We start from the raw sequence: 26,158 nt of genomic DNA, 5'->3' as shown, positions 1-26,158 counted from the left end.
CCCTTGAATCTAAGGAAATGGGTTGTCCACACCGTTTAAAGCCCGATTAACGGCCCGGCTCCCCTTGAACGGAGTGGCCACAGCGGGAGTCGGTAGCTTTGGGGCACGCAACGGGAATTCATGGGCCGCATCGTGGGCATCGACCTGGGCACCACCAATTCGGTGGTGGCGGTGCTGGAAGGTGGCCGTCCCCAGGTGATCGCCAGTGCCGAAGGCGGTCGCACCACCCCCTCGGTGGTGGGGTTCAGCCGGGACCAGGAGCTGCTGGTGGGCCAGCTGGCGCGGCGTCAGCTGGTGCTCAACCCGCGCAACAGCTTTGCCAACCTCAAGCGCTTCGTGGGGCGCAGCTGGGATGAGCTCGATGAGGGCAGCCTGGCGGTGCCGTACACGGTGCGGGCCAACGAGGCCGGCAATGTGCGGGTTGTCTGCCCTGCCACCGAGCGGGAGTACGCCCCTGAAGAGCTGGTTGCCAGCATCCTGCGCAAGCTGGTGGACGATGCCGCCACCTACCTGGGCGAGCCGGTGGAGGCGGCGGTGATCACCGTGCCCGCCTATTTCAACGACGCCCAGCGCCAGGCCACCCGTGATGCCGGCCGGCTGGCGGGCATCGCCGTGGAGAGAATCCTCAACGAACCCACCGCCGCTGCCCTCGCCTACGGCTTCGATCGCAGCAGTGCCAAGCGGGTGATGGTCTTTGACCTGGGAGGCGGCACCTTTGATGTGTCGGTGCTGCGGATCGCCAACGGGGTCTTCGATGTCAAGGCCACCAGCGGCGACACCCAGCTGGGTGGCAACGACTGGGATCGCCGCATCGTCGACTGGCTCGCTGATGCCTTCCAGAGCGATCACAGCATCGACCTGCGCCGCGATCGTCAGGCGCTGCAGCGGCTCACCGAGGCGGCAGAGAAGGCGAAGCAGGAGCTCAGCGGCGTGCAGAGCACGCCCATCTCCCTGCCCTTCATTGCCACGGGCCCGGATGGCCCCCTCCATATCGAGACCACCTTGGAGCGGCGGGTGTTCGAAAGCCTCTGCCCGGATCTGCTCGATCGGCTGCTACGACCGGTGCAGCGGGCTCTGCGGGATGCCGGCCTTGCCTCAGAAGATATCGACGACGTGGTGCTGGTGGGGGGCTCCACCCGCATGCCGATGGTGCAGGAGATGGTGCGCACCCTGATCCCGCGGGAACCCTGCCAGTCGGTCAACCCCGATGAGGTGGTGGCGATCGGAGCCGCTGTTCAGGCCGGCATCCTCACCGGTGAGCTGCGCGATCTGATGCTCAACGACGTCACGCCGCTGTCGCTTGGCCTCGAGACGATCGGCGGGGTGATGAAGGTGCTGATCCCGCGCAACACGCCGATTCCGGTGCGCAAGAGCGATGTGTTCAGCACCTCGGAATCGAACCAGAGCTCCGTGGAGATCCACGTGCTGCAGGGGGAGCGGCAGATGGCCGAGGGCAACAAGTCGCTGGGGCGTTTTCGCCTCTCCGGCATTCCGCCAGCGCCGCGGGGGGTGCCCCAGGTGCAGGTCTCGTTCGACATCGACGCCAATGGATTGCTGCAGGTGTCAGCCACCGACCGCACCACGGGCCGCAAGCAGAGTGTGTCGATCCAGGGGGGCTCCAACCTCAGCGAGGATGAGATTCAGAGCCTGCTGGCGGAGGCCGAGCAGAAGGCTGGCGAGGATCGCCGCAAACGGGCCGAGGTCGATCGCCGCAACCGCGCCCAGACCCTGGTGGCCCAGGCCGAACGGCGACTGCGGGATGCGGCCCTGGAGCTTGGGCCCTATGGGGCGGAGCGGCAGCAACGGGCTGTGGAGCTGGCGGTTCGCGATGTGCAGGATCTGCTGGCGGGTGGTGATCTCGGCGAACTGGATCTGGCGGTGAGCCAGTTGCAGGAGGCCCTGTTCGGCCTCAATCGCCGTCTGCTGAGTGAACGCAAGGCCGAGAGCGGCCCCTTGCAGGGCCTCAAGAACACGCTCGGCTCCCTCAAGGATGAGCTGTTTTCCGATGACGACTGGGACGACTGGGATGGTCCCGGCCGTGCTGGCCGCTCCGATGCCGATCGCTGGGGCTCCGGCGCCTATGGTGGACTTGGCGGCGTGGGGCTCGATCGGGAATCGGCCATGCCTCGCGAGAGCCGTTGGGGGGGTTCCGGCGGCTTCCCGAGTGAGCAGGGCCTGCGCATGGATCGTGCTCCCAGGGAGCGCTCGTATTCCGAGACCGGCTACTCCCAGTCCGCCTACCCAGAGCCTCCCCCGTACCGCGGCAATGACCTCCGCGAACCTGCCTATCGCGATCCCGACCGCCAGGATCCAGACAACCGCCTGGACGAGAGCCGCCGGCGCGCTGCACCCCGTCCCCCCGGCCGGCCGCCGCGCTCCGAGTGGCGCGACGATGACCCCTGGGGCGAGATCTGAGCCTGGGAGACGCGCAGACCGGGATGCCAGCGATGGGGATGCCAATGATGGGTGCCGGCAGCGCCCCTGACCACTGGGCGGTGCTCGGGCTGGAGCCTGGCAGCGACGCCTCCAGCCTGAAGCGGGCGTTCCGGGCTCAGGCGCGCCGTTGGCATCCCGACCTGAACGGCAATGATCCGGTGGCCGAGGAGCGATTCAAGCTGGTCAATGAGGCCTACGCGGTGCTGTCCGATCCGCAGCGCCGCCGGACCTGGGAAGCCGGCGAGGGAAATGCGGCCGGGGCGTCGTCATCTGATCCCTTTGCGACGGGCTTTCCGGAATTCCATGACTACCTTGAGACCCTGTTCGGTCGTGGGCGCAACCGGCGCAGGCAGGTTGAGGACACGGAACCTGTGGACGCTCCAGGCCCCGCCCACGCTCCGGGTCCCCAACCTTCCGATTCGGTCGCGACATGGGGAGGGCCGTTCGGTGCCGGCCGCAGCAGGGATGGGGATCTCGATTCCGAGGATCCCGGTCTTGATGGCCAGAGCGGTGAGGTGACGGCCGCCGCCGCGTCGCCGCCGCCGGTGCTGTTTGCCGAAGATCAGGAAACGGTGCTCGATCTCACCCCTGAACAGGCCCTCAGCGGGGCACCGGTGCAGTTGGAGCTGTCAGACGGCACGGTGGTGGAGGTGAGCACGCCGCCCCTGGCCGGGGATGGCTGGCGGCTGCGGCTGGCCGGAGTTGCTCCCGGTGGCGGCGACCATTTCCTGCAGCTGCGCGTTCGCACCGCCGAGGGGTTACGGGTCGATGGGCTGCGCGTGTCCTACGCCCTGGAGCTCCAGCCGCCCGATGCCGCCCTGGGCTGTGAGGCGGTCGTGCCCACCCTGAACGGACCCGTGAAGCTGCGGGTTCCGCCCGGGTCGTCGTCGGGGCGGCTGCTGCGCCTGCGGGGCCGGGGGTTGCGCCTCGGGGAGCAGTGCGGCGATCAGATCGTGGAGGTTCGGGTGCTGGTGCCCGAGCTGCTCAGCGATGCGGAGCAGGCGCTCTATCGCCGGCTGCGGGAGCTGGCCGCCGAGGCCGCCTCGGATCACTGAAGTGCCGATCAGGCAGATTCGGATCAGTGAGACACTGACCAGGTTCTGGTTGGCCTGCCATGGCGGTGCACGTTCTGCTCTTCGATGCCGGTAGCGAGAGTGAAGGCATCCACTCCCTGGAGGTGAGCGGTCGCACCGTGGTGCTGCTGTTTGAGGACCGCGACGACGCTGAGCGCTATGCCGGTTTGCTCGAAGCCCAGGATTTCCCCGCTCCCACGGTGGAAGCGCTGGATCGGGAGGAGATGGAACTGTTCTGTGACCAGTCCGGTTACGAGGCCCGCTTCGTTCCGGCCGGATTCCTGCCCCAGTCCGCCGAGGAGCGGCTGCTGATCGCTCCACCTGAACGCAACATGGACGTGAGCCAGTGGCAGGAGCAGGCGCTGGAGCAGGCGATTCCAGAACCGATCAGCTCCGGTAATGCCGACCTGGAGGCCTTCCGCCGCCAGCTGGAGGGGCTGTTGTGAGTCTGGAGCCATCCAGCACGGGCAGCGATCGGGGTCATCTGCTCACCGAGCAGCCCAACCCCGCCAGCGAGGGGCTCGACCGGCTGTCTACCGATGCCCTGGTGGACCTGTTCTGCGAGAACGAGCGCGGCCCTCAGCGGGCTGTGGCCGGCGCCGCCGGGGTCCTCGCCCAGGCCATCGATGCCATCACCGATCGTTTGCGTGCCGGCGGCCGCCTCTTCTATCTGGGTGCCGGCACTTCAGGCCGTCTCGGTGTGCTCGATGCGGCGGAGTGCCCACCCACGTTCTGCACCCCGCCCGAGCTGGTGCAGGGGGTTCTGGCCGGCGGAGCCGCGGCCCTGCTGCGCAGCTCGGAAGGCCTGGAGGATCTGGCCGAGGCGGGCCGCCAGGATCTTGAGGCCCGCGGCTTCAGCGGCGCCGATTGCCTGGTGGGGATCGCCGCGGGAGGCACCACCCCCTACGTGCATGGCGGCCTCACCTATGCCCTCGAGATCGGTGCCATGGCCATCGCCATGGCCTGCGTGCCCGCCGCCCAGGCCCCCATGCCCTGCGACCTCGATATCCGCCTGCTCACGGGACCGGAGCTGCTGACCGGCTCCACCCGTCTCAAGGCCGGCACAGCCACGAAGATGGCGCTCAACATCCTCTCCACCGGCGTGATGGTGCGGCTGGGCAAGGTGCACGGCAACCGCATGGTGGATGTGGCGGTGACCAACAGCAAGCTTGAGGATCGGGCCCTGCGCATCCTGCGGGATCTGGCTGGCGTCGACCGGCAGCAGGGTGCCGAGCTGCTGGATCTGACCGGTGGATCCGTGAAGCTGGCCCTGCTGCTGGCGGCCCTGATCACAGCCAACAGAGACGCAGCCGGTGATGCCGCCCCTGAACAGGGTTCTGCCGCCTCTGCCGCAGCATCAACCCTTGAGGTGGCCCGTGGCCTGCTGGATCAGCATGGTCCCTCCCTGCGGGCCACTCTGGCCGTTGCAGGGGTGGACCTGGCGCCAGGGGTTGAGGTTCAGGCCGCCGCCTCGAAGGCTCCCCAGTAGGGGGTGGTGAACAGATCGACCCGGCGACGGGTTTCCGGGGGGACCTGATCGGCGGGCGTCATCAGCGCATGCCGCAGCGCATGGTGGGCGGTGCTGGGCGGGCGCAGTTCACCGAGCCGCTCCACGGCCATGCGCACGATCTGCTGGGCCAGGGTCGCGTTAGCCCGCAGGTTGTCGATCACCATTTCGACGCTGACCGAGGCATGGTCGTTGTGCCAGCAGTCGTAGTCGGTCACCATCGCCAGGGTGGCGTAGGCCATCTCCGCTTCCCGGGCCAGGCGGGCCTCGCTGTGGTTGGTCATGCCGATCACTGAGCAGCCCCAGCTGCGGTAAAGCTCCGATTCAGCCCGGGTGGAGAAGGCGGGTCCCTCCATACACAGATAGGTGCCGCCGCGATGCAGGGCCCGGCCACCGGGCATCAGGCTGTCACCCACATCGGAGAGCAGGCGGCTGAGGGTGGGACAGAACGGATCAGCCACGCCCACATGGGCCACGGCGCCCTCACCGAAGAAGGTGAGCGGCCGCTGGTGGGTGCGATCAATGAACTGATCAGGCACCAGCATGTCGAGCGGGCGGAAGTGCTCCTGCAGTGACCCCACCGCCGAGACCGACACGATCCAGCGCACCCCGAGCGAGCGCAGGGCCCAGAGGTTGGCGCGGTAAGGCACCTCCGTGGGGGTGTAGGTGTGATGCCTGCCGTGGCGTGCCAGAAACACCACCTCGGCGTTGCCCAGCCGCCCGAGCCGAAGGTCGTCCGAGGTGGGACCGTAGGGGGTGTCGACCGTGATCTCACGCACGTCTTCCAGCCCATCCATGGCATAGAGCCCGCTGCCTCCCAGAACGCCGATCCGGGCACTGGCCAGATCGTCCCGTGAGGAGGTGCTTGCAGAGAGTGGGGCCATCGAAAAGAAATCTGGCGAGGGAAGGGCCTTAGTGCCTGGAATCGTCAAGCCCTGCGGGCCGAAACTGGGTGAATCACTGCGGCTGTTCTACCCCACGGCACCGGAGTCCGGCGACCGGGCGGTGATCCCCCGCTGCGACGACCCGGCGGAGCAGGGCGAGCTCGATACAGTCCTCCTTTCTGCTTGCTTCCCTGTGACCAAAGCCGTGATGGAGACCGACGCCGGCACGATCGAGCTGGAACTGTTCGATGCCGATGCACCGGGCACCGTCGCCAATTTCGTCAAGCTGGCCGAAGAGGGCTTCTACGACGGTCTTGCCTTCCACCGCGTCATTGATGGCTTCATGGCCCAGGGCGGTTGCCCCAATTCCCGCGAAGGTGCCCGTGGCATGGCCGGTACCGGTGGCCCCGGTTACACGATCCCCTGCGAGATCAACGGCAACAAGCACCAGGCCGGCAGCCTTTCGATGGCCCATGCAGGCAAGAACACCGGTGGCAGCCAGTTCTTTCTCTGCCATGGTGCCCAGCCCCACCTCGATGGGGTGCACACCGTGTTCGGTCACACCGGCAACATGGATGTGGTGATGGCACTGCGCAACGGCAGCCGCATCAACACGGTCACCATTCAGAAGTGACCGGCGCGGCCCAGTGCAGGAAGGCATTGGGTTCGAGCGTCAGCCGGGGGGCCGGGGCGTTGCGCAGGGCCACCAGGTCCCGATGCTCTGGCTCGAGCAGGGCGCTGGGGTGGGCGGTGCGCTGAGCATCCGGGGCCAGGAGAAGGCTCACCGCCGCGGTGGCCTCCCAGCTGGCCATCAGTTGTAAGGCCTCGATCAGCACCCCTGCCTCCAGGGCTTCGCCCGCCGTGGCGGTGAGCAACACCGCCAGCTGCGGCTGATCCAACAGGGCGAGCAGACGCACGTGTTCCTCCCGTTCCAGCAGCACCTCCCGGCGGCTGGCCCAGACCTCCAGGGACTCCATGTGCCGGGCAAGGACGGCTTCATCGCTCTGTCCGCGCCAGGCCAGCACCGCCGTGGGTTTGTGGGAGTCGCGGCCCATCAGGTGGCCGAGCTTGGTGCGCTTGGTCTGGAGGTAGGCGGCATTGTGCTGGCCCGCATCCATCACCAGGGGCACCCGATCCACCACCTCAAGCCCATAGCCGCCCAGGCCGGCGATCTTGCGGGGATTGTTGGTGATCAGCCGCAGTCGCTGCACCCCCAGGTCGCTGAGAATCTGGGCTCCCACGCCGTAGTTGCGCAGGTCTGCCGCAAAGCCCAGGTGTTCGTTGGCTTCCACGGTGTCGAGGCCCCCATCCTGGAGGCTGTAGGCCCGCAGCTTGTTGATCAGGCCGATGCCGCGGCCCTCCTGGCGCAGGTACACCACCACGCCTTCACCGGCGGCCTCGATCATCTGCATGGCGGTCTCCAGCTGGGGCCGGCAGTCGCAGCGCAGCGACCCGAAGGCGTCGCCGGTGAGGCATTCGGAGTGCACCCGCACCAGCACCGGGCCAGTGGAGGTCTCCGGGCTGCCCTTGACGATCGCCACATGCTCGCTGCCGTCGAGCTCGTTGCGGTAGCCGATCGCGCGGAAGGTGCCGAAGGCGCTGGGCAGGGCGGCCTCCGCCTGGCGGCGGACGAAGCGTTCGGTGTCGAGTCGGTAGCGGATCAGATCGGCGATCGAGATCAGCCGCAGGCCATGCCGCCGGGCGTAGAGCGCCAGCTGGGGCAGGCGGGCCATGGAGCCGTCGGGGTTCTGGATCTCGCAGATCACTCCGGCGGGATACAGGCCGGAGAGGCGGGCCAGGTCCACGGCCGCTTCCGTGTGGCCAGCCCGCTTCAGCACCCCGCCCTGACGGGCCCTGAGGGGAAAAATGTGGCCCGGGCGCCGCAGATCCGCTGGCCGGGAGTGGGGATGGATCGCCACCTGGATGGTGCGGGCCCGGTCTTCGGCGGAGATGCCGGTGCTGACGCCGTTTTCCGGGCCGGCGTCGACGCTCACCGTGAAGGCCGTCTGGTTGCTGTCGGTGTTGCGATCCACCATCAGGGGCAGATCGAGGGCATCGAGCCGCTCCCCCTCCATGGCCAGGCAGATCAGGCCCCGGGCCTCGGTGGCCATGAAGTTGATCTGTTCGGGGGTGGCGAACTGAGCGGCACAGATCAGGTCGCCTTCGTTTTCGCGGTTTTCGTCGTCCACCACCACGATCGATTCGCCGTTGCGGATGGCCGCCAGGGCGTCGGCGATGGCGTCGAAGGCGATGGCCTCGAGCTGGAACGGTTCGGAAAGGGCGGTCAAGGCCAGCGACCGAGTCGCAATAGTCCTTTATAGAGCCCGGTACGATCTGGCGTTCCCGCCGATTCGGCATGGCTCCCTCCTCAGTCCCTGCCGCGACCATTGCCCGGGTGGCGGTGATCGGAGCTACCGGCTATGGCGGTCTGCAGACCCTGCGGTTGCTGCATCAGCATCCGCAGCTGCAGGTGACCTACCTCGGCGGTGAACGCAGTTCCGGCAAGCGCTGGCGCGATCTGGTGCCGTTCCTTCCCTTGCCGGGGGATCCCGTGGTCCAGTCACCCGATCCCGAGGCGATCGCGGCGGCGGCGGATCTGGCGGTGCTCAGCCTGCCGAATGGCCTGGCAGCCCAACTGGTGCCGCCTTTGCTGGAGCGGGGCGTGAAGGTGGTCGATCTCTCCGCCGACTACCGCTACCGCTCCCTCAGCCAATGGCAGGAGGTCTACGCCACCGAAGCGCGCCAGGTTCCCCGCAGCGACACCGATCTGTGCCAGGAGGCGGTCTATGGGCTGGTGGAGTGGGCGGAAGAGCGCATTCGCGGCGCCCGGCTGGTGGCGGCGCCCGGCTGCTTCCCCACCGCCAGCCTGCTGGGCCTGCTTCCCTTTCTGCAGCAGGGTCTGATCGAGACCCGCGGCATTGTGATCGATGCCAAGACGGGCACCTCCGGCGGTGGTCGGGCCGCCAAGGAGCACCTGTTGCTGGCGGAGGCCAGCGAAGCAGTGGCCCCCTACGGCGTGGTGGGTCACCGCCACACCAGTGAGATCGAGCAGCTGGCCGGTGAAGCTGCCGGGCGTGCCATCCAGCTGCAGTTCACGCCGCACCTGATGCCGATGGTGCGGGGTCTGCTGGCCACGGTGTACGGGCGGCTGCGGGATCCGGGCCTCACCGCCGACGACTGCACCACCGTGCTGGCCGCCGCCTACCGCCATGCCGACTGCGTCGAGGTGCTGCCGGTGGGGACCTATCCCTCCACCAAATGGGTGCGGGGCACCAACCGAGCTCTGATCAGCGTGCAGGTTGATTCGCGCACCGGCCAGCTGATCGTGATGAGCGCCGTCGACAACCTGATCAAGGGCCAGGCGGGCCAGGGGGTGCAGTGCCTCAACCTGATGGCGGGCCTGCCGGCCGCCACTGGGCTCCCCCTGCTGCCGTTCTACCCCTGAGACGCTGGGCGGCGATGGCGACCCCCAGCGGCAGGATGCGGTGCTCCTGGATCTGAATACGCGCAGCGAGGCTGGCGCGATCATCACCGTCGAGCACCGGAACGGCGGCCTGGATCAGGATCCGGCCACTGTCCACCTCCTCGCAGACCAGGTGAACGGTGCAGCCCGCCAGTCGCACCCCTGCATCCAGGGCCTGCCCCACCGCATCGACGCCGCGGAAGCTGGGCAGCAGTGAAGGGTGGATGTTGACCAGTCGATCGGGATAGGCGGCGATCAGCACCGGTGTGACGATCCGCATCCAGCCTGCCATCACCACCAGGTCCACCTGCGCGTCCTGGAAGCTCTCGCTCAGGGCCCTGTCGAGCGCTTCGCGGCTGGGCTGAAGCCGATGGTCGAGGGTGTGGCAGGGGATGCCCAGCCGCTCAGCCCGCTGCGCCGCGCCGCAACCGGGGTTGTTCACCACCAGACGCTCCACCGTGCCGTGCAGCACCCCGCTGCGGCAGGCGTGCACCAGAACCTCGAAGTTGGTGCCGTTGCCCGACGCCATCACCCCCAGCCGCAGGGGAGGATGCCGCTCAGACTCGGATCGGGGCTGGGATTGGGACGGCGGTTGTGGCAATGGCCACTGGATTGCCAGTCCGGAATCGCTAGTGTTCGACGAAGCGGGCCTGGTGTCCATGTCCCATCTCTCCATCCTGCCCACGGTGCTGCGCGATGTCGATTGCCTGGCAGCCAGTCTGACTTCCATGGGTTTTGAGCCCCGCTGGGGGGGTGTTCTCAAGGGTTTCGCCGGCGAGAGTGAGCCAGTGCAACTGCAGGTGAAGCTTGGTTCTCACGGCGTTCTGGGCTGGGCTCCAGCTGCGGATGGAAGCCTCGCCCTTGTGGGCGATCTCCAGCGGATCAGCCGTTCGCGAACGCTGCAGCGCCTCCTCTCCGAGCTCACCCGCCACTACGCCAGCCGCCTGGCCCTGCTGGAAGCCCAGGCCTCCTTTGATGGTGCCAGCGTGACGCTCGTTCCCTGATCCGCGGCTGCCGGTGCCTCTGCTGACGCTGGATCTTTCGGAGCCCCATCAGCACCTGGTGCGGGCCAGGCTGTCGTTCAAACCGCGAACGGATTGCCTCCGTTTCAGCTTGCCGCGCTGGACACCCGGTTCCTATCTGTTGCGGGAGTACGTGCGCCACCTGGAGGGCTTGCAGGTGGTGCAGGCCGCCCGAGTTCTGCAGCCCCGCCGGCTGGGGCCGAGTCTCTGGCAGCTTGATGGGGTGGGTCCGGAAGACCTGACGATCGCGTACACGCTCCAGGCCACCGAGCTGACGGTGCGAACCTGTCACCTCTCCAGCGACCACGGCTTTCTCGCTCTGGCGGCGGTGCTCCTGCTGGTGGACGGCGAACGCTGGTCTCCCCATGACCTGGAGCTGCGCTTGCCGGACGGGTGGGAGCCCTTTGTGCCCCTGCCGCGCAACGACCGGGGCCACTGGTGCGCCTCCGATGCTGATCAGCTGATCGACACGCCGGTCGAAGCCGGTCCCCACCCCTGCCATGGTTTCACGGTGGCTGGGGTGCCCCACCGCTGGGTGGGCTGGGGCGGTGATCTGCCGGCACTGGATCAGGCCTGGCTGAGCGATGTGGAGAAGGTCTGCCTGGCCTGCTGCCGCCTGATGGGCGAAGCGGCACCGGCAGCGCCGGACTATCTGTTCGTGCTCCATCTGCTGGACAATGGCTATGGCGGCCTGGAGCACGACCGCAGCACCGTGCTGCAGTACGGCCGCCGTGCCCTGGCCAGGCCCGATGGCCGGCGCAAATTGCTGCAGCTCGTGGCGCACGAATACCTGCACCAGTGGAACGTGCGGCGCCTGCGCCCGGCGGAACTGACGCCGATCGATTACGGCACTGCTGCAATCGTGCCTACCCTCTGGTTTGCCGAGGGCGTGACCAGTTACTTCGACCAATTCCTGCCCCTGCTGGCCGGCTGCAGCGACGAAACCGCCTTGCTGGAGGATCTCGGTGCCGACCTGAGCCGGTACCGCCTCAATCGAGGGCGGCGGGTGCAAAGCCTGCGGAGTAGTAGTGAGGAGGCCTGGGTCAAGCTCTATCGAGCCGATGCCTATTCCCCCGACAACCAGGTGAGCTATTACCTCAAGGGTGCTGTGCTCGCCCTGGTGCTCGATCTGCACCTGCGGCGCTCCGGCTCCTGCCTGGCCCGGGTGCTTCGGAGGCTCTGGATGATGCTCGGTCGCTGCGGACGGGGATACCGCGAGGCCGATCTGCTTGAAGCCTTCACTGCTGAGGCTGCCGATCTGGCTGCCCTGCTGCCTCGCTGGCTTGAGGGCACGACCGAGGCGGAGGAACCGGATCTGGATGGCTACCTTGCCAGTGTGGGCCTGCAGCTGCTGCCGGAACTGCAGGATCACCCCGATCTCGGGATCACTGTTGATGAGGCGAGCCCCGGGGTGATCCGCGTCAAGGGGGTGGTGCGGGGCGGCGCGGCCGAGCAGGCCGGCCTTGATGTGGGCGATGAGCTTCTGGCGGTGGATGGCCAGCGTCTCCGGGCTGTCGCTGATCTGGAGACCATCTGGAACGATCCCCTGCGTCCTGCCTGGAATGCAGCTGCGGACGAGGCTGGGGCTCCGGTCGCAGCGATCCCAGCCTTGGAGTTGCTGGTCTGCCGCGATGGACTGGTCCGTTCCTGTTGGCTGCAGCCGGGGCCGCCGGCGGTGAAGAGCTGGTCTTTGCAAGCGGATCCCTCCGCCGGGGCCGCTGCCCTTGCCCAACGCACCGCCTGGTTCGGGGTGGTGCCATGAGGCGGGCCCGCGTGGTGCTGCGGCGGCGTTGGCGCCGCTGGAGCTCTCCCTCTGCCACCGTGATCGCCCCTCCGGCCCTGGTGGCCATCGCTGCTGCCGGGCTGCTTGGCCTGGGCGGACTGGGCTGGATGGCGCGCCAGCTGATCGCCTCTGCCAGCGGCGCGGAGGGACGCCCCTCTCTGCTGGAGATTCTTCAGGAGGTCCGCCAGCCGCCGATGGCGCCGGAAGCAGGCCGGCGTCAGGCTCCACCACCACCCCAGAGGCAGGCCTGGCGTTCGCCTTTGCGCCCCTCCTGCGCGCCACCTGCCGAGGCCCTGCGCCAGCGCCTGGAGAATCGCCTGGTTGTTCTGCAGAACACGCCCCATCGCGTGGCCATTGATCCCAGCAATTTCGGCCAACGTTTCGATCACGATGCCTTCGGCAATCCGGTGGATTCCACCCCGAAGGTGGTGGTGCTGCATGAGACGGTTTACGGCATCGGCTCGGCCCTCAACACCTTCCTCACCCCCCATCCGAACGACGATGACCAGGTCAGCTACCACACCCTGATCGGCGGTGATGGCGCGGTGCTGAACACGGTGGATCCGTCCCTGCGGGCCTTCGGGGCCGGCAATTCCGCCTTCAATGGCCTCTGGGTGATCACCAATCCCAGGGTGAGTGGCTCGGTCAATAACTTCGCTCTGCATCTCAGCCTCGAAACGCCGCTGGATGGTGAAGACAACGACCCAGCCCACAGCGGCTACAGCTCCGCCCAGTACGACGCCATGGCCGTGGTGCTGACCGACTGGATGCGGCGGTTTGGCTTTCCGGCCCAGAACATCACCACTCACCGCTACGTGGATCTGGGCGGTGAGCGGGGCGATCCCCGCAGCTTCGACTGGCGGGCACTTGAGGTCCGGCTGGCGGCTCTCGGGATGCTCTGTCCACCCCGCTGAGGCCAGCCCAGCGGTCTTGAACCTGAGAGCTGCTGGATCAGATCAGCGGAGGGAGCTGCTTGCGGCGGTTGCCGTAGAGGAGGGCGTGGAGCTCAGGGTCCTGCATGTAGCGCAGCACCCGTGCGGGATAGTCCAGCTTGCCGTTGTGCAGGTAGGCCAGGGTGGCGAGAGCCTTGGCTTCGTGGGGGGAGCGGCTCGCGATCGGCGGGAGGGGAGTGGTCAGTTCCAGTTCCTTCTGGAGGCGCTCGAACTTGCCCACCAAGAGGGTCACGTTCTGCTCCGGGTCCAGCAACGCATCGCGAGCCGCCTCCAATTGCTCCGGTGTCGCATCGGCAGGGAGCAGGCCCTGGTGCACCATCTCCCCTAATCCAAGCTGGGCTGGGCCGAGAGTGCTGAACAGGCCGGAATGGGCTGCGATCGGGTGGCTTTCGCCTGGCTTGGCGTGCTGCATTTCATCGAACAGCACGGCAGCCACGAGCATCGGATTGACACGGCGGCGCAGGGACTCACTCAGGATCACCGGCCGCAGCTCCTCCAGGCGGGTGAGGGTGTGGGAGCGGAGCGGTTCGAGCTGGTCGAGGCCTTCGGTGAGCAATTGGGCCAGGCGTGGCTGAGGTCCATGGACCCCGAAGCGCTTCTGCAACTCCCGCAGTTCCTCGGGGGTGAAATCGATCGGATTGACCCGCTGGCCCTCAGTGACTGAGCCGACAGCAGCGCGACTGTCGCCGCTGATGGTGCTGCTCTGATCCGGAACGTTGATCAGGGATTCCAGGGGGTGTTGCGCTTCGCCAACACCACCCAAGGCGGTGGCTAGCAGCACTGTGGCGGCTGCAAGCTCACGTCGACGCTTCCGACCAGGTCGTCCGGTGGCGGGAGACGCGGAATGTTCTGCGGTGCCTGGCCCTGAGCAGAGCGAAGGAGCACCTGAGACTTCTCCGGAGACACGATGGTGCAGGAAACGCAGCACGAAGGGGGAGAGTCCTGAAGGGGAACTGGGAGTCTTTGACAGAAAGTTTAAAGAGATTCGGCCCCATCTCTGAGCAGGAGTGTGCGGTTGCGGTTCTTCTCGCCCCCCCGATACCGTCGATTTGATCACCGCAGGCGGTTCCAGGCCCCATGTCCCAGCTTCCCGCTTTCAACGGCCACGATCCGGCGACCCAGTGGGACCGCTTCTGCGCCCTGCTCTGGCACGACGAGGCCCTGGGCTTCTGGCTGGATGTGAGCCGCATGGCGCTCGATCAGCCCGGCCTTGACGCTCTTCGTCCACGCTTTGCCCAGGCCTTTGAGGCGATGGCGGCCCTGGAGGCCGGAGCCATCGCCAACCCCGACGAACAGCGCATGGTGGGGCACTACTGGCTGCGGGCACCGCAGCTGGCCCCCGATGCCGAGAGCGGCGCCCACATCGCCAGCGAGGTGGATCAGATTGAGACCTTTGGACGCCGCATCCTCGCCGGGGAGCTGATGGCCCCCTGCGGCCGCCCCTTCACCGATGTGCTCTGGATCGGCATCGGCGGTTCGGGGCTGGGGCCGCTGCTGATCATCCGCGCCCTTCAGGAGCAGGAGGCGGGCCTTCCCTTCCACTTCTTCGACAACGTCGATCCCCAGGGGATGAGCCGCACCCTGCGGGCCCTGGAGGAGCGGCTGACCACCACCCTGGTGATCGTCGTCAGCAAGTCCGGCGGAACGCCGGAACCGAGGCTGGGCATGCAGCAGGCCCGCGCCCGCCTCGAGAGCCGCGGCGGCACCTGGGCCGCCCAGGCCGTGGCCGTGACCATGCAGGGCAGCCAGCTCGACCGCCTCGCCGAGCAGGAGGGCTGGTTGCAGCGCTTCGACATGTTCGATTGGGTCGGCGGGCGGACCAGCATCACCAGCGCCGTGGGTCTGCTGCCCGGGGCCCTGGCGGGTGCAGACATCCGCTCCTTCCTCGGCGGCGCCGCCGCGATGGATGAAGCCACGCGGGTGGCCCGCCTCGAGAGCAATCCCGCTGCCCTGATGGCCGCCTCCTGGTACCAGGCGGGTGAAGGCCATGGCGCCCGCGACATGGTGGTGCTCCCCTACCGCGATCGCCTCGAGGTGTTCAGCCGCTATCTGCAGCAGCTGGTGATGGAGTCGCTCGGCAAGCAGCGCGATCGTGACGGCCTGATCGTCAACCAGGGCATTGCCGTGTACGGCAACAAGGGCTCAACCGATCAGCACGCCTATGTGCAGCAGCTCCGCGATGGGGTCGACAACTTCTTCGTCACCTTCATCGAAGCCCTCGATGATCCGGCCGATATCGAACCGGTTCAGGGGGAGCGGCCCGGTGACTTTCTCGAGGGATTCCTGCAGGGCACCCGCTCAGCACTGATGGAAGGAGGACGGCAATCCATGGCGATCACCCTGCGTCGCTTCGATGCCCGAGCTCTCGGTGCCCTGATTGCCTTGTTCGAGCGGGCCGTGGGCTTCTACGCCGAACTGGTCAACATCAATGCCTACGACCAGCCCGGTGTCGAGGCCGGCAAGAAGGCGGCCGCGGTGATTCTGTCGCTGCAGGAGCAGCTCGAAGGCCGCCTTGCCGATGGCCAGCCCCGCTCCCTGGCTGCCCTCCAGAACGAACTCGGATCGGACAGTCCCGAACCACTCTTCTGGATCCTGCGTCACCTCTGCGGCAACGACCGCGGCTATCAGGCGGATGGGAACTGGGGCGAGCCGGCCTCCCTGGTGTTCCGTCGCGCCTGAGCCTCAGGGCACCAGGTTCACCAGCTTGCCCGGCACCACGATCACCCGACGCGGTGCCTGACCCTGGAGCCACCTGGCGGCGATGTCGCTGGCCAGGGCCAGGCGTTCCAGGGTGGCGGCATCGGCATCCGCCGGCACCTCCAGGTTGCCGCGCACCTTGCCCTTGACCTGGATCACCAGGGGAATGGTGCTGCGCATCAGGGCTGAGGCGTCGGCAGTCGGCCAGGGCTGGGCGTGGATGCTGGTGGTGGCCAGGTCATCGCTGTCGCGGCGGCCGCCGAGTTTCAGCCACAGCTCCTCGGCCAGATGCGGCGCGAACGGCGCCAGCAGCAGCACCAGGGTGCGCAGGGCTTCGGCGGCGAAGGCGTCGCCACTGGCCGCCAGATGGCTGGCCATGGCATTGCTGAGCTTCATCAGCTCCGACACGGCCGTGTTGCACTGCAGCTCCTCGCCGGTCAGGTCATCAGTCACGGCGGCGATGGCGGTATGCACCGCCCGGCGCAGCTCCCGTTCGTCGTCCAGGAGGCCAGGGCTGCCCCCTGCCGCCGCGATCGCCTCTGCCACGGCCTCCGCGTTGCCGGCCCCAGCGGCCAGGCTCAGACCTCGCTCCGCAGCGGCATCCACCAGGCGCCAGATCCGCTGCAGGAAGCGATACTGACCCTCCACATCGGCGTCGTCCCATTCGAGATCCTTCTCGGGTGGCGCCTTGAAGAGGATGAACATGCGCGCCGTGTCGGCGCCATAACGGTCGATCACCACGGATGGATCAACACCGTTGTATTTCGACTTCGACATCTTCTCGTAGAAGACCTCCAGAACCTCGCCGGAGATCGGGTCGCGCGGATCGGTGGGGTCAGCCACATCCGCCGGCGCGATGTACTTGCCGCTGTGGGGATTCTTGTAGGTGATCCCCTGCACCATGCCTTGGGTGAGGAGGCGTTTGAAGGGCTCATCGAAGCCCAGCAGACCGCGATCACGCAGCACCTTGGTGAAGAAGCGGGAGTAGAGCAGATGCAGGATGGCGTGTTCGATGCCACCCACGTACTGATCCACAGGCAACCAGGTATCCACCGCCTCGCGGCTGAAGGGAACCTGCGTGTTGCCGGCGTCGCTGTAGCGGAGGAAATACCACGAGGAACACATGAAGGTGTCCATGGTGTCGGTCTCGCGGCGGGCGGGTTTGCCGCAGCAGGGGCAGTCCACCGTCACCCAGTGCTCCAGCTGGGCCAGGGGCGAGCCGCCCCTGCCGGCCAGCGCTATGCCCTGGGGCAGCTCCACCGGAAGCTGCTCGGCTGGCACCGGCACCACACCGCAGGTTTCGCAGTGGATCACCGGAATCGGACAGCCCCAGTAGCGCTGACGCGAGATCAGCCAATCGCGCAGGCGGAACTGGACCTTGCCCGTGCCCCATCCCTGTTGCTCCGCCGCCGCAGTGATGGCCTGTTTGGCCTCGCGGCTCGGCATCCCATCGAACGGGCCGGAATGGATCAGCACCCCCGATTCGGTCCAGGCGCCTCCCTCGAAGGCGTGCTCATCGCTGCCTTCGGGAATGATCACCTGCCGCACGGGTAGTTCGTATTGGCGCGCAAAGACGAAGTCCCGATGGTCGTGGGCGGGCACGCCCATCACGGCGCCGGTGCCGTACTCCGCCAGCACGTAGTCGGCGATCCAGAGGGGGATCAGGCCCCCCGTGGCGGGGTTGCGCACCATGGCACCGATCGGCACGCCCCGTTTGGGCTTGTCTTCGGCGGTGCGCTCCTGTTCGCTCTGGCGGCTCACCAGATCGCAGAAGGCTTCCACGTGGATCGCCTGCTCCGCAGTGGTGAGCTGGGCCACCAGGGGATGCTCCGGCGCCAATACCACATAGCTGGCGCCGTAGATCGTGTCCGGCCGGGTCGTGAACACAGTGATCCGTTCACCGCTGGGCTCTCCCCTGGCGTCCACGACCTCGAAGCTGAGTTCAGCTCCGGTGCTGCGGCCGATCCAGTTGGCCTGCATGGTTCGGACCCGCTCCGGCCAACCCTGCAGCGTGTCGAGGTCGTCCAGCAGCTGGTCGGCGTAGGCGGTGATCTTCAGGAACCACTGGCGCAGCTTGCGCTTCTCCACAAGGGCGCCGGAGCGCCAGGAGCGGCCTTCACCGTCTACCTGTTCGTTGGCCAGCACCGTCTGGTCGATCGGGTCCCAGTTCACGGTGGCGTCCTTCTGGTACGCCAGACCGGCGTCGAGGAACTGCAGGAACAGCCACTGGGTCCAGCGGTAGTAATCGGCGTGGCAGGTGGCCACCTCGCGCTGCCAGTCGATCGAGAGGCCCAGCTGGTTGAGCTGGGCGCGCATCGAGGCGATGTTCTGGTCGGTCCAGGTGCCGGGCTCCACGCCCCGCTCGATGGCGGCGTTCTCGGCCGGCAGGCCGAAGGCGTCCCAGCCCATTGGATGCAGCACCGCCTTGCCCCGCATCCGGGCCGCCCGGGCGATCACATCGGTGATCACGTAATTGCGCACATGCCCCATGTGCAGATTCCCTGAGGGATAGGGGAACATCGACAGGGCGTAGAAATTCTCACCGTTGCCTGGCTCCGGCGTGCGGTGCAGCTGGTGGCGATCCCACAGCTCCTGCCAGCGCGTTTCGAGGGCCTGCGGCTGGTAACGGGAGGAATCGGTCACGGCGGGATCGGTCACGGCGCGGGCCCGGCCGTGGAAGACGGGCCGCAGGGCAGCCTGTGATCGTGCCACAGGCCTGCTGGCTCAGCCTGGTGGTCCCTGCTGATCCCGTGGGTCAGCCGAGGGCGCGGAGCATGCTGATGGAGCGTCGGTTGATCAGCATCAGTGGCCGGCCGTCCTCGTGCTGCAGCCCGATGTATTCGAGATCCTGCCAGAGGATGACGCCCTCCAGTTCGCTGCCGCTCTGGATCAGCACGCTGACGGGCTTGTGTTCCCGGATCATGTCCTGAATGTGGCGGATGCCCGGCTGGGTGGTGTCGAGAATCGGTCCGCGGCGGTCGGTGTACGGGTTGTCCATGGCGGGCGCACGGGCTGTTCGGCTGCCGGGCTGGTGGGGCGCCCTTCCTAGGATCACCCTCAGCTCCTGTCGCGCACCATCGTGCTCCAGTTCAGCAAGTACCAAGGCCTGGGCAACGATTTCCTGATGCTCGACGGGCGCAACGCCCCCGAGGAGGACGACAGCCTGGGCCTCACCTCCGAGCTGGTGCGCCGTCTCTGCGATCGGCGCTTCGGTGTGGGCGGCGACGGGGTGATCCTGGCCCTGCCTCCGGGCCAGGGGGGAGAGCTGCGGATGCGGATCTTCAACGCCGACGGCACCGAACCGGAGATGTGTGGCAACGGCATCCGCTGTCTGGCCCGCTTCCTGGCGGACAGCGATGGCGATCAACCGGGCCGCCAGTGGCAGATCGAGACCCTGGCGGGCCGGATCGTGCCGGAGCTTCAGGAGGACGGCACGATCCGGGTGGACATGGGCAGGCCCCTGCTCGACCCCGAGGCGGTCCCGACCACCCTGCCCGTGGGCGAGGCCGGCATCCCCCAGGGGGATCTGGAGGCAGCTGGTTACACCTTTTCGGTCGGCGCTGCCGGCATGGGCAACCCCCATGTGGTGATCCCGGTCACCGATGTGGCGCTGGTGGAGCTGGACAGCTTCGGCGCGGCGCTGGAGGTGCATCCGGCCTTCCCCGCCCGCACCAACGTGCACTTCGTACAAGTGCTCTCCCCCACCCATCTGGTGATGCGGGTGTGGGAGCGCGGCGCCGGGCCCACCCTGGCCTGCGGCACCGGTGCCTGCGCCACCCTGGTGGTCTGCCACCGGCTTGGCCTCAGTGAACGTCGCGCCCGGCTCGATCTGCCCGGCGGCCCCCTGGAGATCGACTGGGATGAGGCCACGGGCCACCTGTTCATGACCGGCCCGGCCGAGGCCGTCTTCGACGGCGTGGTGGCTCCGGCCCTGCTGGATCTTGAGCAGCACGAGCCGGACCAGCAGGGTGCTGTCGAACCGGCCCCAGCCCCCCGTGCGGACTCCGCTGCACTCGAGGATGATGCTGCGGATCAAGATCCAGAGGTTGCTGCCTCCAACCCGGCCTCTGCCCTGCCCGAAATCAACTGTGCGGTGGCCTGCGTGAACGGCTGTGTGCGGCCGGATGCCTGCCCCAGCGCCGAGGCCCGCGCCCGCGTGGCTGCCCTGCTGGAAAGCCGCTCCCTCGACGACCTGGTCGCGATCGCCACCAATTCCCTGGACGACCGCACCCGGGCCCGGATCGAAGCGAATGGTCCCCTTGGCGGCTGAGGTCTACCTCGATGCCTGTGCCACCAGTCCGCCGGCTCCGGCGGTGCTGGCGGCTATGGCGGACGCTGCCGCGGAGGCCTGGGCCAATCCCTCCAGCCTGCATGGGTTTGGCCTGGCGGCGGCCGAGCGACTGGAGCGCAGCCGGATCTCAATCGCCACCCATCTGGGGGTGGAGCCCGATCGACTGGTGTTCGTCTCCGGCGGCAGTGAGTCCAACCATGCGGCTCTGCTCGGCATGGCGGCTCGGATGCAGCCAGGTCGGCTGCTGATCTCCGCAGTGGAGCACCCGGCATTGGCGGCGGCGGCGGCCGGTCTCCAGGCCCGTGGCTGGCAGGTGCGGGCCCTGCCGGTTGATCGGCGTGGGGTGGTGCGCCTGGATCGCTTTGAAGAGCTGCTACAGGCCCCGACCCGGCTGGTCTCGATAATCTGGGGCCAGAGCGAGGTGGGGGCGCTGCAGCCGATCGAGGCGATCGGCGCCCGTTGCCGAGCGGCTGGAGTGCCGTTCCACACCGATGCGGTGCAGGTGGTGGGCCACCGCAGCGTCAATCTGGGCCGCCTGCCGGTCGACCTGCTCAGCCTCACCGCCCACAAACTGCAGGGGCCGCGCGGGATCGGTGCTCTGGTCCTGGCGCCAGGGGTGGAGATCGATCCCTTGATCGGCGGCGGCGGCCAGGAGGGGGGACGCCGTGGCGGTACTGAGTCGGTTGCCCTCGCCGCCGGCTTCGCCGCCGCACTCGATCTGGCGGCCGCGCGGCTGTACGGCCATGGAGGACTCGACCCGCTTCTCCCCCTGCGCGACCGTTTGCTGGAGACACTCCTGGGTCTGGAGGGGGTGCGCCTCAGCGGACCCGATCCCGCCGATCCCGATGGACGCCTGCCCCATCACATCAGTCTCCTGGTTTCCGATGCCGCTGGCCGCCCGCTGGCGGGCCGGGCTCTGGTGCGGGCGCTGTGGCGCCACGGCTATGCGGTGAGCAGTGGTTCGGCTTGCAGCAGTTCCGCACGCGGAAGTTCTGTGCGCAGCAGCTCTGCCAGCACCGCAGGTCCCGGCGGGGATCCTCAGCGGCTGCGCCCGGATGCCAGCCCCGTACTGCTGGCCATGGGGTACAGCCCTGAGGAGGCGGCCAGCGGCCTGCGTCTCAGTCTCGGCCCGTGGCTGTGCGAGGCGGATCTGGAAGGATTTCCGGCGGCATTGCAGCAGGCCCGTGCCGACCTCGCAGCGGTTTCAGCCGGCGGTGACGGTCGGGATGGGTAGGGTCGCGCCGATCTCGCCCCTTGCCGATGCTTCCCGCCGATCTGCGCGCCGCCGAGTCGCAGGCCCTCGAGGCGCTGAAGGCCGCGTTCCTCGCCGACCCCAAGGGCCGCTGGACCGTGGAGTGGCGCTTTGAAGGGTTGCGGGTGCTGCCGGTGGTGCTGCGGCTGGCCGCAGCGTTGCTGGAGACGGGCCAGGAGCTGCGGCTGCTGTTCAGCGATGCCGGTGCCACTGCTCTGGCGAAGCGGGATGCTCCTGAGCTCGCCGGTTGCATCGCCAGTTTCAGCGACCAGATCCGTCGTCAGAGCGAGGCCTCGGGCAACGAGCTGCTGCTGCTCGTGGGCGCCAGCCAGGCGGACTATGAGCTGGTGGAGCAGGTCTGCGGTGGCCATCGCGGCGCCGTGGTGCTGGTGAACGGGTCCCTGGAGGATGCGGCGGTGGGGATCGGCAGCGTCGCCCGGGAGCGGCGGCGGGGCTTCCTGGCGGGCTGGCAGAGCGCCTACGCGCTGCTTCCCCAGGCGGAGGCAGCCCTGAAGCGGGCCTATCCCGGCCCCTGGGAGCTCTACCGCCTCGATCCCGATGGCTACCGCCTCTGCACGACGTTCGAGCAGAAGCCTGATGCCGAGCAGCAGGCTATGGCCCTGGCCGGAGAGGAGGGCCTTGATCTGGGCGGACAGATGCGGGTGCTGGATCAGTTCATCGAAGGCCTGCGCAACTGAGGGGCGACAGGTCTCTATCTCGGAAGTCAGCACCCCCGCATTCGCGTTGGGGCTTGAGGGCCATGGTTGCCCTCCTTACACTTCCCCCAAAGAAGGAGGCCCATGGCTGATTCCCCCGCATCCCGACCCCGCGGCTGGAGCCTGGTGGATGCAGGTGCAGCCGTTGCCGTGCTGCTGGCCGCCGCTGGCGTGATCTGGAGCCCCAAGTTGAGCAGTGCCGTGGCGAAGGCCACCGGTGATCTGCGGCCCGTCAAAGTCGTGGTGGACGTCAGGGGTGTCCCTGTGGCTGACCCCGGCGCCCTGATCTCCGCCATCGAGACGGAGCGCAAGGTAGCGATCGTGATTCGTAACCAGCCTCATGGCACCGTGGCGATCCAGAAGCTGATCCCACTTCAGAGCCGCCTCGTGGCCTTGCAGCCGAATGGCTCGGTGGTCACGGCGATTGATCCCAACCAGGCCGTCTTCGGCCGTTTTGATGCCCGGTTTGTGCTGGAGGGACAGGGCCGCAGGAGTGAGGGTGGGGTGGTCTTCGGCAACCAGAACCTCAAGATCGGGGCTCCGGTGGAGCTGGAGGGCAAGCAATACAGGGTGCAGGGTGTCGTTACCGGCCTCCAGGTCGGGGAGGGTTGAGATGCGTTCCTATCTCCTGTCCAAGCTGCACTGGGTTCAGCAGTCCTCCCGGCGCCACAGCCTGTCGCACCGGTCTGCTCTGGCCCTGACGGCCTTCAGTCTGCTGGCCACGCCGCTCAGCGCCTTTGCCCAGCAGCGCCCGGCGGTTCTGGCCTCGCCGCCTCCGGTGGCTCTGCAACCGGCCCTGCCGCTGACCCTGCCCGCCACGCCGCAGCCGGTGGGTCTGCCGCGACTTCAGGCCCAGGTGAGTTGCCCTGCACTGCAACAACGACTTCTGGCCGTCATCGGTGCTGAGCGATCGGTGTGGAGCGTGTCCGTGGCGGATGCCAGTGGCCGTCTGCTGGCGGATGTGAACGGCACTCTTCCCCGTATTCCGGCCTCCAACCAGAAGCTGGTCAGCACGGCTTTCGCCCTTGATCGACTCGGTCCGGATTATCACCTCAGCACCCGCCTGTGGCGTCTGCCCGATGGCACCCTGCGCCTCACCGGCGAGGGTGATCCCGACCTGGCGGTGCCGCAGCTTCAGCGCTTCGCCAAGCTGGCTCTCGGTGCTGGTGGTGGACCTGGTGTCGCGCCTGGGCTGGTCACCCTGCAACTGGCCGAGGAACCGGCCCAGGCCTGGTGGCCCAAGGGTTGGCATCCGGCCGATCGGGCCTACGCCTATGGCGCTCCGATCACGCGCCTTGCGGTCACCAGCAACGCCATTCACGATGCTGTGGCCAACCCGCCGGCCCGTCTTCAGGCGCTGTTGCAGAAACTGATGGTTCAGCAGGGAGGCAAGGCTCGACTGGCCGTGGTATCAGCCACCACACCCCTGCCAGCCGATGCGGTGCTGCTGCATGAGGAGGCCTCGCTGCCGATGTACGGGCTGCTCAGCCTGGCCAACACCGAGAGCCACAATTTCACGGCCGAGGTGCTGCTGCGCCAGGCCAGCGGCACCTGGGATCTTGATCAGGCCCGTCAGGCGGCCACCCTTTGGCTCACCGAGCAGGGCCTGCCGACCGAGGGGTTGCGGGTCGTGGATGGCAGTGGTCTGGACCGGGCCAACCGCCTCACCAGCCGGATGCTTGCAGCCCTGCTGCTGCGCATGGATCAGCACCCCTATGGCCGTCAGTACGTGGCCTCGATGGCGATCGCAGGCCAACGCGGAACCCTGCGCAATCTCTATGTGGGCACCCCGCTGCAGGGCCATTTCCACGGCAAGACCGGCACGATCAGCGGGGTGCGCTCGATCAGTGGCGTGCTCGATTCTGCGGATGGCACCCGCTACGTGAGTGCGATCTCCAATGGTGCGGCAGCTCCGAACACCACCATCGGTCAGGTGCTGCGCCAAGCGCAGACAGCTGGACTGTGCCCAGCGGTCTAGTCCGGCTGGGAGGGGGTGGCGGAGGGGGCTTCAGCCCCTGCCGCCGGCCACCTGCCGCAGCCGACCGGCGGCCCGGCGGGCCCTGCTGACCGATCCTCCAGAGCCCTCAGGACCCTCCGCTGGAGCGGGCGCAGAGGCAGCTGGCCGGCTGGAGGTGACGGACTCCTCCGTCTGCATCCGCACCAGCTCCCGGCGGCCGGCCAGCACGACCTGGCTGAGGTCCTTGAGGCGGCCTTCCAGTTCCCCGAGCACCTGCTCGGCATAGCGATTGGCCCCCTCCTGCACCGAGGCAGCTTCCTGACGGCTGCGGGTGATCAGTTGCTCACACTGCTGCTGGGTCTGTTGGCGGAACTGCAGAGCGTCGTTCTGCAGCCGTTCGGCTTCCGCCTGGCTTTCCCGCTGGATCCGCAGGCCTTCCTGGCGAATGCCTTCCAGTTCTTGCAGGCTCTGCTGACGGGACCGTTCGTGCTGTTCGACCAGCTGGCGGTTGCGTTCTGCCGCTTCCTGCTCCATCTGCTGGCGTCGGCCCTGGGCTTCCTGCTCGAGGTGCTGGCGCCTGGCTGCGAACTGCTGTTCCATCCCGGCGAGACGCCCCTGGTGCTCCTGTTCTGCCTGGGCAACCTGCTGGCGGGCTTGCAGCAGCACCTGCTCGCACTGCTGGCGGGCCTGTTCGCGCATCTCGGCGCTCTGCCGTTCGGCTTCCTGTCGTACGGACGCGTTCTGGATCAGCTGTTCCCGCTCCCGTCGCGCCTGGTTGACGATCTCCTCGGCCTGCTGGCGTGCCTTCTCGATGAAGCTCTCCCGCTGACGGATCAGCTCGTCCGCCTGTTCGATCTGGCTCGGCAGAGCGTCACGCAACGCATCCATGAGCTCGATGGCGTCCTGCTCGTTGACCAGCCGCCCGCCGCTGAAGGGGATGCGGCTGCCATCCAGAATGAGCTCCTCAAGCTGCTCCAGCTGATCGAGCACGGTGATGCGCAACTCGGACATCTCAGGCTGTCGTGGATGTCCGATTAAAGAGCCTGGCCAGATCTTCCGCCACTCCCGCCGGCACCATGTGACGCACATCCCCGCCGAAGCGGGCAACCTCCTTCACCACCGAACTGCTCAGGAAGCTGTGGTGCACTGCAGTGGCCAGGAACAGGGTTTCCACCGCCGGCGCCAGGCTCTTGTTGGTGTGGGCGATCTGCAGTTCGAACTCAAAGTCGCTCAGGGCCCGCAGCCCCCGCAGGATCACGGCGGTGCCGCACTGGCGGGCGAAGTCGACGGTGAGCCCGTCGAAGCTGCCCACCTCCACACCGGCGAGGTGAGCAGTGGCGGCCTGGATCTGCTCCAGGCGTTGTTCCAGAGTGAAGGCGGGGCGCTTGCCCGGGTTCTGCAGCACCGCCACCATCACGCCGTCGAACAGGCCGGCGGATCGCTCGATCAGGTCGAGGTGGCCCAGGGTGAGGGGATCGAAGCTGCCGGGGTAGAGGGCGCGCATCGCTCGGTTCCTGCTGGCGGCCAGCCTATGGGCTGCTTCACCTGCGGATGGCTTTCTAGAGTCAGGACAGCCGCGGGCGTCCGCGCCCTCCCCTGCCATGTCCGACCAGCCCGGCCTGAACGCCGAAGCCAAGAAGGTGCTCCTGCGCAAGATCCCCCATGGGGTGTTCATCTGCGGCGTGACCGAAGGCGAGGAGGTGAATGGCTTCACCGCCAGCTGGGTCACCCAGGGATCGTTCGAGCCGCCGCTGGTGGTGATGGCCGTGCGGGCCGATTCCACCAGCAACGGCATCATCCAGCGCACCAGACGGTTTTCCTTGAACGTGCTGAGCTCCGATCAGAAGGATCTGGCGGCCGTGTTCTTCAAGCCCCAGAAGGCCATGGGTGGCCGCTTTGATGCGGCACCCTTCAGTCTTGGCCCCCTCGGCCTGCCGATCCTCAACGACGCCCTGGGCGGCGTGGAGTGTGAGCTGGTGGGGCAGGTGGCCCACGGCGATCACACCGTCTTCGTGGCTGAGGTGAAGAGCGCTGTGCTGCACCGCGATGCCAGTGCCCTGGAGCTGAGCAGCACCGGCTGGCAGTACGGCGGCTGATCCCACGCAGCACCCGGTGGTTTGCCCC

The 26,158-nt window shown here is 67.7% G+C and carries 24 protein-coding genes; 16 read left to right on the top strand and 8 right to left on the bottom strand.

The window, feature by feature from the left end; translation table 11 throughout:
- Positions 1 to 120: 120 nt before the first annotated feature.
- From dnaK to murQ, 4 genes are read left to right on the top strand one after another with little or no spacing between them, the layout of a single operon-like run.
- Positions 121 to 2,415 (top strand): molecular chaperone DnaK, encoded by a 2,295-nt coding sequence (dnaK, locus tag VB777_RS14875; RefSeq protein WP_323249873.1) that lies wholly within the window; start codon positions 121 to 123, stop codon positions 2,413 to 2,415.
- 47 nt (positions 2,416 to 2,462) lie between these two features.
- A complete protein-coding gene (locus tag VB777_RS14870; protein WP_323249883.1) occupies positions 2,463 to 3,491 on the top strand; it encodes a DnaJ domain-containing protein in 1,029 nt (342 codons plus the stop codon).
- A gap of 59 nt (positions 3,492 to 3,550) precedes the next feature.
- Positions 3,551 to 3,955: a DUF3110 domain-containing protein gene (locus VB777_RS14865; protein WP_197155869.1), complete on the top strand. Its 405-nt coding sequence runs from the start codon at positions 3,551 to 3,553 to the stop codon at positions 3,953 to 3,955.
- Positions 3,952 to 4,998 carry an N-acetylmuramic acid 6-phosphate etherase gene (murQ, locus tag VB777_RS14860; RefSeq protein WP_323249870.1) on the top strand — a complete coding sequence of 349 codons (1,047 nt, stop codon included), beginning with the start codon at positions 3,952 to 3,954 and terminating at the stop codon, positions 4,996 to 4,998. Before VB777_RS14865 ends, murQ begins: the two co-directional genes overlap by 4 nt.
- On the opposite strand, the gene mtnP is transcribed toward murQ, so the two are convergent.
- On the bottom strand, positions 4,968 to 5,900 hold the full coding sequence (mtnP, locus tag VB777_RS14855; protein ID WP_197170269.1) for an S-methyl-5'-thioadenosine phosphorylase: 933 nt from the start codon (positions 5,898 to 5,900) through the stop codon (positions 4,968 to 4,970). The two genes, murQ and mtnP, sit on opposite strands and share 31 nt — an antisense overlap.
- 193 nt (positions 5,901 to 6,093) lie before the next feature.
- On the opposite strand from mtnP, the gene VB777_RS14850 reads away from it, so the two are divergent.
- Positions 6,094 to 6,534 (top strand): peptidylprolyl isomerase, encoded by a 441-nt coding sequence (locus VB777_RS14850; RefSeq protein WP_197155864.1) that lies wholly within the window; start codon positions 6,094 to 6,096, stop codon positions 6,532 to 6,534.
- Here the strand turns inward: VB777_RS14850 and ribBA are convergent.
- Positions 6,518 to 8,188 (bottom strand): bifunctional 3,4-dihydroxy-2-butanone-4-phosphate synthase/GTP cyclohydrolase II, encoded by a 1,671-nt coding sequence (gene ribBA, locus VB777_RS14845; protein ID WP_323249868.1) that lies wholly within the window; start codon positions 8,186 to 8,188, stop codon positions 6,518 to 6,520. The two genes, VB777_RS14850 and ribBA, sit on opposite strands and share 17 nt — an antisense overlap.
- Positions 8,189 to 8,256: 68 nt before the next feature.
- On the opposite strand from ribBA, the gene argC reads away from it, so the two are divergent.
- Positions 8,257 to 9,345, top strand: a complete 1,089-nt coding sequence (gene argC / locus VB777_RS14840) for an N-acetyl-gamma-glutamyl-phosphate reductase (protein WP_323249866.1) — start codon at positions 8,257 to 8,259, stop codon at positions 9,343 to 9,345.
- On the opposite strand, the gene purN is transcribed toward argC, so the two are convergent.
- Entirely contained in the window at positions 9,284 to 9,892 is a 609-nt protein-coding gene (gene purN, locus VB777_RS14835; protein ID WP_323249864.1) for a phosphoribosylglycinamide formyltransferase, read from the bottom strand. The genes argC and purN overlap by 62 nt on opposite strands.
- A 130-nt stretch (positions 9,893 to 10,022) precedes the next feature.
- On the opposite strand from purN, the gene VB777_RS14830 reads away from it, so the two are divergent.
- The 3 genes from VB777_RS14830 to VB777_RS14820 are packed head-to-tail and all read left to right on the top strand — an operon-like array spanning position 10,023 to position 13,082.
- Positions 10,023 to 10,367, top strand: a complete 345-nt coding sequence (locus VB777_RS14830; RefSeq protein WP_197170267.1) for a DUF1257 domain-containing protein — start codon at positions 10,023 to 10,025, stop codon at positions 10,365 to 10,367.
- A 13-nt stretch (positions 10,368 to 10,380) separates the two neighbouring features.
- Positions 10,381 to 12,147, top strand: coding sequence for a M61 family metallopeptidase (locus tag VB777_RS14825; RefSeq protein ID WP_323249862.1), 1,767 nt, complete (start codon positions 10,381 to 10,383; stop codon positions 12,145 to 12,147).
- Positions 12,144 to 13,082, top strand: a complete 939-nt coding sequence (locus tag VB777_RS14820) for a peptidoglycan recognition family protein (protein WP_323249860.1) — start codon at positions 12,144 to 12,146, stop codon at positions 13,080 to 13,082. Before VB777_RS14825 ends, VB777_RS14820 begins: the two co-directional genes overlap by 4 nt.
- A 37-nt stretch (positions 13,083 to 13,119) precedes the next feature.
- Here VB777_RS14820 and VB777_RS14815 read toward each other — a convergent pair whose 3' ends face one another.
- Positions 13,120 to 13,902, bottom strand: a complete 783-nt coding sequence (locus VB777_RS14815) for a helicase DnaB (protein ID WP_416238367.1) — start codon at positions 13,900 to 13,902, stop codon at positions 13,120 to 13,122.
- A 296-nt stretch (positions 13,903 to 14,198) separates the two neighbouring features.
- Between VB777_RS14815 and VB777_RS14810 the strand changes: the two genes are divergently transcribed.
- Positions 14,199 to 15,800 (top strand): glucose-6-phosphate isomerase, encoded by a 1,602-nt coding sequence (locus tag VB777_RS14810; protein ID WP_322758715.1) that lies wholly within the window; start codon positions 14,199 to 14,201, stop codon positions 15,798 to 15,800.
- A gap of 3 nt (positions 15,801 to 15,803) precedes the next feature.
- On the opposite strand, the gene leuS is transcribed toward VB777_RS14810, so the two are convergent.
- Both leuS and VB777_RS14800 read right to left on the bottom strand, forming a co-directional pair.
- The gene (leuS, locus tag VB777_RS14805) at positions 15,804 to 18,509 is read right to left on the bottom strand and encodes a leucine--tRNA ligase (RefSeq protein WP_416238368.1); all 2,706 of its coding nucleotides are present in this window, start codon (positions 18,507 to 18,509) and stop codon (positions 15,804 to 15,806) included.
- 64 nt (positions 18,510 to 18,573) lie between these two features.
- Positions 18,574 to 18,816, bottom strand: a complete 243-nt coding sequence (locus VB777_RS14800; protein ID WP_197155852.1) for an Hfq-related RNA-binding protein — start codon at positions 18,814 to 18,816, stop codon at positions 18,574 to 18,576.
- A gap of 81 nt (positions 18,817 to 18,897) precedes the next feature.
- Between VB777_RS14800 and dapF the strand changes: the two genes are divergently transcribed.
- The 5 genes from dapF to dacB all read left to right on the top strand — a co-directional run bounded on the left by dapF (position 18,898) and on the right by dacB (position 24,055).
- The gene (gene dapF, locus VB777_RS14795) at positions 18,898 to 20,088 is read left to right on the top strand and encodes a diaminopimelate epimerase (protein WP_323249858.1); all 1,191 of its coding nucleotides are present in this window, start codon (positions 18,898 to 18,900) and stop codon (positions 20,086 to 20,088) included.
- On the top strand, positions 20,069 to 21,343 hold the full coding sequence (locus tag VB777_RS14790; RefSeq protein WP_416238366.1) for a cysteine desulfurase family protein: 1,275 nt from the start codon (positions 20,069 to 20,071) through the stop codon (positions 21,341 to 21,343). The genes dapF and VB777_RS14790 overlap by 20 nt, the downstream gene beginning before the upstream one ends.
- Before the next feature lie 26 nt (positions 21,344 to 21,369).
- Positions 21,370 to 22,059 (top strand): DUF1995 family protein, encoded by a 690-nt coding sequence (locus VB777_RS14785; RefSeq protein WP_197170262.1) that lies wholly within the window; start codon positions 21,370 to 21,372, stop codon positions 22,057 to 22,059.
- A 102-nt stretch (positions 22,060 to 22,161) separates the two neighbouring features.
- Positions 22,162 to 22,689: a DUF4330 domain-containing protein gene (locus VB777_RS14780; RefSeq protein WP_197170261.1), complete on the top strand. Its 528-nt coding sequence runs from the start codon at positions 22,162 to 22,164 to the stop codon at positions 22,687 to 22,689.
- Between the two features lies 1 nt (position 22,690).
- The gene (gene dacB / locus VB777_RS14775; RefSeq protein ID WP_197170260.1) at positions 22,691 to 24,055 is read left to right on the top strand and encodes a D-alanyl-D-alanine carboxypeptidase/D-alanyl-D-alanine-endopeptidase; all 1,365 of its coding nucleotides are present in this window, start codon (positions 22,691 to 22,693) and stop codon (positions 24,053 to 24,055) included.
- A 30-nt stretch (positions 24,056 to 24,085) separates the two neighbouring features.
- Here the strand turns inward: dacB and VB777_RS14770 are convergent, their stop codons facing one another.
- Positions 24,086 to 25,045 (bottom strand): hypothetical protein, encoded by a 960-nt coding sequence (locus VB777_RS14770; RefSeq protein ID WP_197170259.1) that lies wholly within the window; start codon positions 25,043 to 25,045, stop codon positions 24,086 to 24,088.
- 1 nt (position 25,046) lies between these two features.
- Positions 25,047 to 25,538, bottom strand: coding sequence for a pantetheine-phosphate adenylyltransferase (gene coaD, locus VB777_RS14765; protein WP_197170258.1), 492 nt, complete (start codon positions 25,536 to 25,538; stop codon positions 25,047 to 25,049).
- A 97-nt stretch (positions 25,539 to 25,635) separates the two neighbouring features.
- Here coaD and VB777_RS14760 point away from each other — a divergent pair, with 97 nt between their 5' ends.
- Positions 25,636 to 26,130, top strand: a complete 495-nt coding sequence (locus VB777_RS14760) for a flavin reductase family protein (RefSeq protein ID WP_323249854.1) — start codon at positions 25,636 to 25,638, stop codon at positions 26,128 to 26,130.
- Positions 26,131 to 26,158 lie beyond the last annotated feature (28 nt).

Origin of the sequence: Synechococcus sp. CCY9202 (assembly GCF_034931685.1) — a bacterium.
In the GTDB taxonomy this organism is placed as follows: Bacteria; Cyanobacteriota; Cyanobacteriia; order PCC-6307; family Cyanobiaceae; genus CBW1002.
Note: the sequence above shows the minus strand (reverse complement) of the source record. Positions and strands in the feature narration are given on the sequence as shown.